Consider the following 9,598-nt stretch of genomic DNA (forward strand, 5'->3'; position numbering starts at 1 on the left):
CCGCAAATATTATGATAAGCATGGAAAACAAGGGCGTTGTTTTCTATGAGCCTGCCGTGGTGGCTTTTAACAAGAAAACCAGCGAGATAATCGCTGTGGGAATGGAAGCCTATAAAATGATAGGAAAGGCACCCGACTATATCGCAGTCATACGTCCCCTGTGCGACGGAGTCATCTCCGATTACGATATGACGGAAAGCCTTGTGAGGGAGTGCATACGCAGGGTAACTGGCAGGCAGATGCTTATGCCCAGGATAGTTATGTGCGTACCCTCGCTCATAACCGATGTTGAAAGCAGGGCAGTCATAGAAGCAGCCCGTCAGGCAGGCGCCCAGAAGGTATTTCTTATCGAGGAGCCTGTGGCGGCGCTGATGGGGGCAGGAATAGACATCTCCAAGGCAAGGGGAAGAATGGTGGTGGATATCGGCGGCGGAACAACGGATATCGCCGTAATGTCAATGAACGGCATCGTTGCGAAAAATTCCGTAAAGCTTGCAGGCAATAAGATCGACGCCGCAATTATCAGATACGTCCAGAACAAATACCGCATACTGATAGGCGAGCGCACCGCGGAAAACGCCAAAATAACCCTTGCGCAGGTCTACGCACCCGACGGCAGCAGGGAAATGGCGGTCAAGGGAAGAAATCTTGTAACGGGACTTCCCGCCCAGGTGAAGCTTACCGATTACGATATCTACAAAGCCATAATCGATATAGCAAACGAGATGATCGACGCTGTAAAGGGGGTACTTGAGGTCACGCCTCCCGAGCTTGCGGGAGATATCCATTCAAACGGCATAATCCTGACAGGCGGCGGCGCGCTTATCGGCGGACTTGACAAGCTCATCGAGCAGGAGACCAAGATACATACCTACTGCGCCGACGATCCCCTCCGCTGTGTGGCAAGAGGTACCAGCCTTGCATTCAAACATCTTGACACGCTTCTCGACGGATTTGAACGCATATCTCTTTACGGCTACAGCGAGATATGATAATATCCGGGAAAGGAATAAAAATATGAATACAGCAATGCTTTTAAAGCCCAAGTCAATGGTTGCGTATATATACGGAGACCTGTCCGCAGGAGAGGGACTTCGTGAGTTCATAGAGCACGGCTTTACCGCCGTTCCCGTAATAGACAGGGAAGGAATGTACTTAGGAGTAGTCAGCGAGCGTGATTTTCTCTACCGAATACTTGAGACAAGAAGCGTTGAGGCAATAAACGCCGATGATCTCACCGTTGCAGACCTGGCAGACTGCTCCAGATTTGAATCCGTCCCCATTGATGCAGACATATCTGTGCTTTTCAACCGTATAATCGAGCAGAACTTTGTCCCCGTAGTGGACAGCAGGGGAATGTTCTCGGGCATAGTTACCCGAAAGGATGTGCTCATGCGTATGGAATATAAGCTCAAGCAGGCGGATAACAGCCGAAAGGAACTGATGATTTGAATTATATCTTTCTTGATATGGAGTGGAACCAGCCCCACGGAAAATCCAATACAGTGACCGTGCCTGTCCCTCTCCACGGAGAGATAATACGGATCGGCGCCGTAAAAATTAACGAAGATATGCAGGAGACCGACCGTATCCACGTTTGCGTAATACCCAAGTACTATAAGAAAATGAATTCGACGGTAAAAAGGGTGACAGGGCTTTCGGGCGAGTCCATAACCTTCGGTCAGAAGTTCCCCGAGGCATATAAACGCTTTTCGGACTGGTGCGGAGAGGACTGTGTTATCCTCACCTGGGGCAGCGAGGACGAAAAAATGCTGGATACTAATCTTCTGGTACATAAAATGGATAAGTCACACCCGAAATTTTACGACCTCCAGCAGATATTCGCCCGCCGAATAATGGAGGATAGCAGGCAGTATTCTCTGATGGCAGCCCTTGAGCACTATGGGATACCCTGCGAGCTGAAAGCCCACGATGCCCTGAATGACGCCGTATACTGCGCGAGGATAGGACTGAGAATGGATTTCTCACGCTACCTTGAGGGATATGAGGATATGCTGAGAGAGGCAGCGGAGGAGAAGCAGGAGAAGTATTTCCGTACCTTTATGAACGTGAAAAGCGTTGAAGAGGCAATGTCAGGCAAACGGATAACCTTCTGCCGCTGTCCGAAATGCCGCAGGATAATGAAGCGCCGCAAATGGGTGTTTTACAGCGAAACATCGGTCATAAACTGCTGTGAATGTAAGGAACACGGGGAATATTATGTCCGAATAAAGATGAAAAAATGTCCCGACGGGACCTATGCGGTGACCAAGAAATACACCAGACTCACCTCCGAATACAGGGATTTTTATCTCCGCTCGGCAGATCTTGAAAAGAAGGATAAGATCGAAGTGACTCTTTAAGATTTTACAATGTATTCAAAACAAGCGAAAGAGATGTTAACTTTTTGTTAAAAAGTACAATGTTTTAACATTCCTCTTGAAAAAACTAAATTCATATGATATACTTATAAATATATGAATGTACGGTGCGTCCGTTATTATCTGTAAGTTCTATCTTTTGCGGGGGAGCCGCAGAAACGGGGAAATTTATGATAAAAAACGCTTTTAAGGCAAGCTTTATAAAACGTATCATCGCTCTTATTTTTATTTTCAATGTTATTTTTGTTGCCCTGTTTGTGGGAATGACCTTTATCATCACAAAAAGCAACATCAGCGGCGATGTTAATTCCGTAATGGTCAATTCATCCGAATCTGCCTCTGATGCAGTTATGGAGTATATAAGCGGTATGTCCGACAGACTGCGTATACTTGCAATAAGCAGTGATACTGCGAAGCTCCTGGCAAACCCCGATACTGCGGACAGTACCCCTGTATTTGAGGATATGGATAAGCTTAAGTCCTCATACGGCGGACCTGCGGCAATATGGTGCGTATCCGAAAAAAACGGCGGCTATTTCGCTGACGGCGGCGTGTCCGGGACCATTTTCACCGAAGATTACGAATGGTTTGCCGATGCGGAAAGATCTTCCCTGGACAGCCCCATGGTCTATGTTATCAACGACGCCTACAAGCGCTTTGTGGAATGTGATTCCCAGGTGATCCTTGTAATGCCCGTAAGGCTTAACGGAGAATTTGTGGGCTGCGCAGGAATAGAATTCCCGGCAAAAATGCTTTCCGAAAATATTTCCCGCAGAATATATACCGAGGGCGTATACTCTGCCGTCCTCGACCAGTCGAACAATGTTCTCTGCGGACCGGAAGACGATGAGCGTATAAAAGAGCTTACGGGAAATGCGGCGGACGGTCTCAGCTCGCTTGCAGCCGATATTTCCGCCACAGGGACCATCGTTGAGTTCAAGTCGGGAAAAACCACAAGCTATGCTATGTGCCAGGTCTCCTGCGGCGGACTCAGGGTGCTTACCGTTTTTGACGGCAAGGTGGCAGACGGAAGCTTTACAAAGATGTATTCCCAGCAGATAATCATACTTGCCTGTCTCTTTGTGCTCGAGCTTATCGCAACGCTGAACGTTATCCGTCACGAGGCAAAGGATATTCCCGAGATATCCAATTCCATAGCCGAGATATCGGCAGGAAACTACAATTTCCGCATAAACTCCTCCTCGGAAAACGAGATAGGTCTTATCGCCAAATCCGTAGACGACCTTGCCCAGACGCTTCAGGACAAAAACGCCGTCATTGACGATTATATGACCCTCGACCCCACCACAGGCCTTCAGAACCGCTATAAGCTTTATGAATACATAGAGGATCTTATGGTGAGCAGGGACGAGTCAAGAAAGAGATTTGCCCTTCTGTTTATCGATATTGACAATTTCAAATGGATAACCGAGACTCTCGGACATCGTCACGGCGATGAGTTCCTTAAAATATTCGGTCAGCGCCTTAAAGCAGTGGTGCCCAGAGTATTCAGATTCAGCGGCGATGAATTTGTTATCCTTGCCGACTTTAACGATGATTTCGGAATAATCGACGAGCTTATCAGAAACCTCCGCAGTGAGTTCATCGAGCCTGTGGAGATACTCAATGACAAGCTTTACGTGCAGTTTTCCGTAGGTATTTCCATCTACCCCGATGATGATACCAACCCCGATATGCTGCTCAGAGACGCAGATATCGCAATGAGCCGTGCAAAGGAAAAGGGCAAGGGCAGAACATCTTACTACAACGCCTCCCTCCATCAGACCGTGCTTAGCAAGGCAACAATTGCCCAGAAGCTCAATAAGGCTCTCGAAAATAATGAAATGTTCCTGAACTTCCAGCCCATCATCTCCGTTCAGAACGGCGATATCCACGGCTTTGAGGTTCTTGTAAGATGGGAGTCCGAGGAGCTTGGAAGCGTTCCTCCCTTCACCTTCGTCCAGATCGCCGAGGAAACGGGCGCCATTGTTGAGATAGGAACCTGGATATTTGAAACAGGCTGTCGATTCCTCAAGCGCATGAACGAGATAAATCCCGACATCATAATGTCAATAAACGTTTCTCCCGTTCAGCTCAAGCGGAAGGATTTCATTGACAAGGTACGCCGCACCATCAACGTATTCCAGGTGAACCCCGCCAACATTCAGATAGAGATCACCGAAACAAGTCTCGTGGAATTTATCGACGGCAACAACGATACTATCCAGAAGCTTGCGGATATGGGCATTGCCCTTGCGCTCGACGATTTCGGAACGGGATATTCATCATTCGGCTATCTCAAGGATATGCCTATCAAAACGCTTAAAGTGGATAAATCCTTCGTCGATGAGATATGCAGCAAGCACAAGGATTATCAGATCACAGGCTCCATCATCGATATGGTCAAGAACCTTGGCATCAAGACTGTTGTGGAGGGCGTTGAGTCCATCGAGCAGTACAATATCCTTGCGGAAATGAAGTGCGATTATATCCAGGGCTTCCTTATGAGCAAGCCGCTGAATGCTTCGGACGCTATGGAATTTGTGGAGACCTATGAGGAGCTTCATAAGCCCAGCAGACGTTCTCTCGAGGAAAATTCCCAGAAGCTGGCAGTGGAAAGGCTTGAGCGGGAAAAGCACCGTGCAGAGCAGGCGTAAATAAATATCACAATGGAGCTGCTGCGGCTGCACAGCTCCATTGCTTTACTAACATTATAGCACAAAAGTGCTGATTTGTCAAGATGTTTTCGGAACAAATAGAGCAATTATGAAAATTTTGTATCATCGCACAAACGTGCCTGTGTGTTTTTGTGAAAATGATACATATATTCCGAATAAGCCTCATTTTTTCATCATGAGAAACTCGGATATCTTTAGCAAGACACAGAAATAGACTGACAAAAGGAGGCGAGTGCAAAGCTTGAAGAGTTAGGAAGGAACCCGCAGGCAGGCTTGCCGCCTGTCAAGGGTGAGTGACGACACTATTCAAGCTTTGAACCGCCGAACTTGGCAGGATATTTTTGTGGATTGCTATAAGCCGCAGAAAATTTTTTTACCGTAAAATGTAACATTTCCGTCCTCTCAGGTGTATTATTATCAGAGAGACAAAAAGGGGGTGAGCCTGTCAATGAACCGCATAGAAGAACAGCGCTTCCGCAGGTGCTTTGAGGAGTACAGCAGAATGGTCTATTCCGTGGCGTTTACGATGATGAAAAACAGCGCCGACTCCAATGACATTTTGCAGGACGTTTTTCTGAAATTCTATCAGAATATGGACAAGCTCACCGACGAGGCTCATATCAGACCCTGGCTGATAACCGTCACAATGAACACCTGCCGCAACAATCTCCGTTCTGGCTGGTTTACGCGGACGGTGCACAGTGAGGAGCATGAGGAGGGCAGCTACGAGCAGGACTTCGGCGAGAAAAGCGACCTGTTCTATGCGGTGATGGAGCTTCCCGAAAAGGAACGAGTGCCGCTTCACCTGTTTTACTACGAGGGCTGCACCACAGCGGAGATAGCAAAGCTTCTTAAAATGAAAGAATCCACGGTCAGAGTGAGGATAATGCGGGGCAGAGAAAAGCTGAAAAAGATTTTAAAGGAGGAAACGGTATGAGCAGGAACAAAAAATATATCGAACAGTTTGACCGCAGCGCGGGCAAGCCCTCCGATTTTGACAGCCTTTTTCAATTTGAGAAGGGTGAGCTTATGGCAAAGCGGAGGATAAGGGTCAGAAGCACCCGCAGCCGCATTGCCGCAATGTGTTCGGCAGCCGCCGTAATAGGAATAGCCGCCTTTGCCGCCCTGGCGTATATAAATACCAAGGGGCTCACTTCCGATTCGGTAATGAGCAGGACCACAGGCGATGTATCCTCCGAGCTTACCGCATATATCGAGGAGAGCAGTACATCAGCAATGCTGTCGTCATTTATCGACAGATTTGAATATGAAGTCACGGGAGACCTGAGCGGCAATGCCGAGCTATTATGGAATTACAGTGACGATACGGATACTCAGAATGCATATAGCACTGACTGGCAGGCTGTAATGAGATTTAAAGTTGTTTCCAAGAAGTATCAGAATTTCAAGGTCGTTTACTGCATAAAGCCTTTGGAATATTATTTGGAGGATGAACTTTCGGGTGAATTAAACAGCGCCCGGAACGCAGTCGTATCAATTAACGAAACAATTACTTTTTCGGTTCCCGCATACGACCTAAGAGAGCTTCAGACGGGCAGGGAATACATTATGCCCTTTCTGGCTTATGATCTTGCGAACAATGATACCGTATTTCACGCCGAACACACAGGATACTTTGCCGAGAAAACGGAAAAGGGCTGGCTTATTTACAGCTGCGGAGTGTACCGTTCGGAGCTTTTTGAAGCAATGGAGGCGGGCACCGAAGAAATTATCGATAACAGAATAGGCACAGGCATCTATCATCTTGAGCCTTCCGATGAGAAGATGAACGAGAAGATAAGAGCCTTTCTTGAGAGCAGAGAAACAGTTTATTATCATACTGAGTTTGAAACCGGTACGGCTCAGACGACCCTTGACGATATCCTGCCGGGTGCCCGGTTTGAAAAGGTTCGCTACAGCGTAAAGGAAACGGGTGAGCCTGACAGAACGCTGCTTATCCTCGACAACGAGCAGTATTTCTCCCTTATGCCCAATATCTCGGGAACAGTTGTCTTTGCGGGCACTTCTCTTAACGGCGGGATGTGCGCTGCAGTTGAGCTTGAGCATTACGGAGAGCCGTCGGAGGAGGGTTATTGCCAAACCATTCTTATGTCGGGCTTTACCGAGCTGTATGTTTCAACAGGGGACAGCATTGACGAAAACACCATTATCGGCGTATGCGGCAGCGATCCCATATATATGCAGTTTATCGACAATAACGGTATGCCGATGAATATAGAGCTTAACGAAGCGACATCGGAAACAGCAGCTATGTCTGAATAAAATTATTCCCACGGAGGATAGACTTCCGTGGGAATTATTTATTCCAAAAATCGCTTCGGGATAGTTACATATATCATGCAGGTCATGGGGTTGGGATTTTTAGTATCATTGTTTGGATTTACATCAATATCATAATCGATGGAGACATTGCCCTCAGAAATAATTATGCCATTATTTTGGACAGAGAAATATTTATACTCACTTGTAAAAAAGCAGACTGCTGCGGTGACCTGTTCAAAATCTATGGGAAGCTTGATCTGTCTGTTATCTGTCAGGTGATCTTCCGTTTGCTTTAAAAAATCCTCATATTCCTCCTGTGAATGAATTAAAATAACTTCATCCCCGAATGCGTCGTAAAGCTTACTGCTCCCTATGTTATGCATAAGCCTGAATGAGTAGTTTATATCCTGCGTAAGCTCGTTTTTATCCGGGTAGACGGCGTTTGAAAACACATCTCCTTTAAACAGATCCTTCGGAAATGCCGCCATATGGCAGAAGCCGCTCTCTACATCTGGGTACTCCTCTTCATATGATGGTGTATAGCTTTTGTCGTCCATGCCGAAATAAAGCAGCTCTCCCTTTTTAATAAGCTTGTCCGCATGAAGGTAATATCCGCCGCAGCTTACCTCGTCATAGCAGACCGCATAGCTGTGATCGCTGAGGGGGTAGCTTGCTTTCATCTCCTGAAATGCATCTGCCACGCCCGTATCATACCACCATGGCATATCTGTAGGCACCGCAAGCCCGTATCTGTCCTCCGCAAAGGAAAGCTGTTCATCGGTCTCTATGAAAAGTATTTTGTTGGGCGGCTTTTTATCCTGCGAAAGATATCCGCACTCAAAGCTGTAAATATATATTTCATTCTCGGTGTATATTTCCTCGGGATACGATATTTCCTCTGCTGTTTCGGAATTTACCTCAACTGTATCTGAAATTTCTTCCGCTGTTTCGGAAATTTCAGTCTTGATTTCCGCCACATCGGCTTCGGACGAAGCTTCGGTAAGGGAGGTGCTCTCGGTGACAGTGCTTGTCTGTGAAATCGTTTCTGTGTCGTGGCTCGTTTCGGTAATGGGCGAGCTTGTTCCGGGAGCTGATGTATCCTCCGAAACGGCTTCATTTTCTGCATAATTGCAGCCTGCTGCCATGAGCAGGAAATTAAGCGATAATGCTAAGCAGACAGCTTTTCTTTTCATTGTCGGATACCCCCTTTTTTGGGTTTTATTATAACAAAAATAATATCATCTGTCAAGCCGATAAAAAAGCCGCCTTCATTTCAAAAAAGGCTGCTTATGTATAATACTAATAAAGATCAGTATAAAATTAAAAATTATGCACGGTAAATGGTACCTGTAAGACCGGGGTGAGCGGAAATAGCATTAGCCTCATCGGTGTCGATGTGCATAGCTCTTGCAAACTTGTCGGAAACACGGCATACAACATCGCCCAGGATAGCCTTTCGTCCGTCGGTGTCTATCTTCACCCAGACAACGTCCTTGTCCTTAACGCCAAGCTCCTCAGCGTCAGCGGGAGTAAGGTGAATGTGGCGCTTTGCAACGATAACGCCCTCGGAAAGCTCCACCTCGCCGCAGGGACCAACCAGCTTGCAGGCACCAGAGCCAGCCACGTCACCGCTCTCTCTGATAGGAGCGGCAATGCCGATAGAACGAGCGTCTGTAGCGGAAAGCTCTACCTGATTTGCGCTTCTTACGGGACCAAGGATAGAAACGTTTGCGAGGGACTTCTTAGGACCTACTACCTCAACTCTTTCCTCACAGGCAAACTGACCGGGCTGAGAAAGATCCTTTTTCTTTGTGAGGGTCGCACCCTTGCCGAAAAGCACTTCGAGAGCCTCCTGTGTAACGTGAACGTGACGTGCGGAGGTCTCAACAATAAATTCTGCTGACATATTAAATACCAACCTTTCAATTTATATGGAAAATCCGTCAGATACAGGCGAATTTTGCCAAGTCTATACTAATTATACCACTCGCAGGAAAAATGTCAAGTGCTGAAAGGTAAAGTTTATGTACAAAGCTAAATTTAAAAATTCATAAAATGCTATAGACAAATTCCTGAAAATGGAGTATAATAAATCGTGTATATCCGAGAAAGTGTGTCATAAACAGACCTTCGGGTATGCAAAGAAAGGAAGGATTATTATGGATTCTCTCATCAAGCTTTTAAAGGGAAATGCAAGACTTTCTGACGAGCAGCTTGCGGTCATGCTGGGAATTACCCCCGAAGAAGTCGCGGCAC

The 9,598-nt window shown here is 46.7% G+C and carries 8 protein-coding genes; 6 read left to right on the forward strand and 2 right to left on the reverse strand.

The window, feature by feature from the left end; genetic code table 11:
* From ACI4J0_RS06225 to ACI4J0_RS06250, 6 genes are all read left to right on the forward strand, one after another.
* A partial coding sequence (locus ACI4J0_RS06225; RefSeq protein WP_439764950.1) for a rod shape-determining protein occupies positions 1-992 on the forward strand: 992 nt, incomplete at its 5' end.
* Between the two features lie 25 nt (positions 993-1,017).
* A complete protein-coding gene (locus ACI4J0_RS06230; protein ID WP_439764951.1) occupies positions 1,018-1,452 on the forward strand; it encodes a CBS domain-containing protein in 435 nt (144 codons plus the stop codon).
* Positions 1,449-2,363, forward strand: coding sequence for an exonuclease domain-containing protein (locus tag ACI4J0_RS06235; protein WP_439764952.1), 915 nt, complete (start codon positions 1,449-1,451; stop codon positions 2,361-2,363). The genes ACI4J0_RS06230 and ACI4J0_RS06235 overlap by 4 nt, the downstream gene beginning before the upstream one ends.
* A 188-nt stretch (positions 2,364-2,551) precedes the next feature.
* Entirely contained in the window at positions 2,552-5,038 is a 2,487-nt protein-coding gene (locus ACI4J0_RS06240) for an EAL domain-containing protein (protein WP_439764953.1), read from the forward strand.
* 469 nt (positions 5,039-5,507) lie between these two features.
* Positions 5,508-5,996: an RNA polymerase sigma factor gene (locus tag ACI4J0_RS06245; protein WP_439764954.1), complete on the forward strand. Its 489-nt coding sequence runs from the start codon at positions 5,508-5,510 to the stop codon at positions 5,994-5,996.
* On the forward strand, positions 5,993-7,342 hold the full coding sequence (locus ACI4J0_RS06250) for a hypothetical protein (protein WP_439764955.1): 1,350 nt from the start codon (positions 5,993-5,995) through the stop codon (positions 7,340-7,342). The genes ACI4J0_RS06245 and ACI4J0_RS06250 overlap by 4 nt, the downstream gene beginning before the upstream one ends.
* A 38-nt stretch (positions 7,343-7,380) precedes the next feature.
* On the opposite strand, the gene ACI4J0_RS06255 is transcribed toward ACI4J0_RS06250, so the two are convergent.
* Both ACI4J0_RS06255 and ACI4J0_RS06260 read right to left on the reverse strand, forming a co-directional pair.
* A complete protein-coding gene (locus ACI4J0_RS06255; protein WP_439764956.1) occupies positions 7,381-8,535 on the reverse strand; it encodes a hypothetical protein in 1,155 nt (384 codons plus the stop codon).
* A gap of 134 nt (positions 8,536-8,669) precedes the next feature.
* A complete protein-coding gene (locus ACI4J0_RS06260; protein WP_439764957.1) occupies positions 8,670-9,248 on the reverse strand; it encodes a PduL/EutD family phosphate acyltransferase in 579 nt (192 codons plus the stop codon).
* Between the last annotated feature and the right edge of the window lie 350 nt (positions 9,249-9,598).

Origin of the sequence: Huintestinicola sp. (assembly GCF_051882455.1) — a bacterium.
Lineage (GTDB): Bacteria > Bacillota > Clostridia > Oscillospirales > Ruminococcaceae > Huintestinicola.

Bases quoted from the DNA above. Each gene is read 5' to 3' on its own strand.
- ACI4J0_RS06230 (WP_439764951.1), top strand. From the start codon at position 1,018: ATGAATACAGCAATGCTTTTAAAGCCCAAGTCAATGGTTGCGTATATA.
- ACI4J0_RS06240 (WP_439764953.1), top strand. From the start codon at position 2,552: ATGATAAAAAACGCTTTTAAGGCAAGCTTTATAAAACGTATCATCGCT.
- ACI4J0_RS06245 (WP_439764954.1), top strand. From the start codon at position 5,508: ATGAACCGCATAGAAGAACAGCGCTTCCGCAGGTGCTTTGAGGAGTAC.
- ACI4J0_RS06250 (WP_439764955.1), top strand. From the start codon at position 5,993: ATGAGCAGGAACAAAAAATATATCGAACAGTTTGACCGCAGCGCGGGC.
- ACI4J0_RS06255 (WP_439764956.1), bottom strand. From the start codon at position 8,535: ATGAAAAGAAAAGCTGTCTGCTTAGCATTATCGCTTAATTTCCTGCTC.
- ACI4J0_RS06260 (WP_439764957.1), bottom strand. From the start codon at position 9,248: ATGTCAGCAGAATTTATTGTTGAGACCTCCGCACGTCACGTTCACGTT.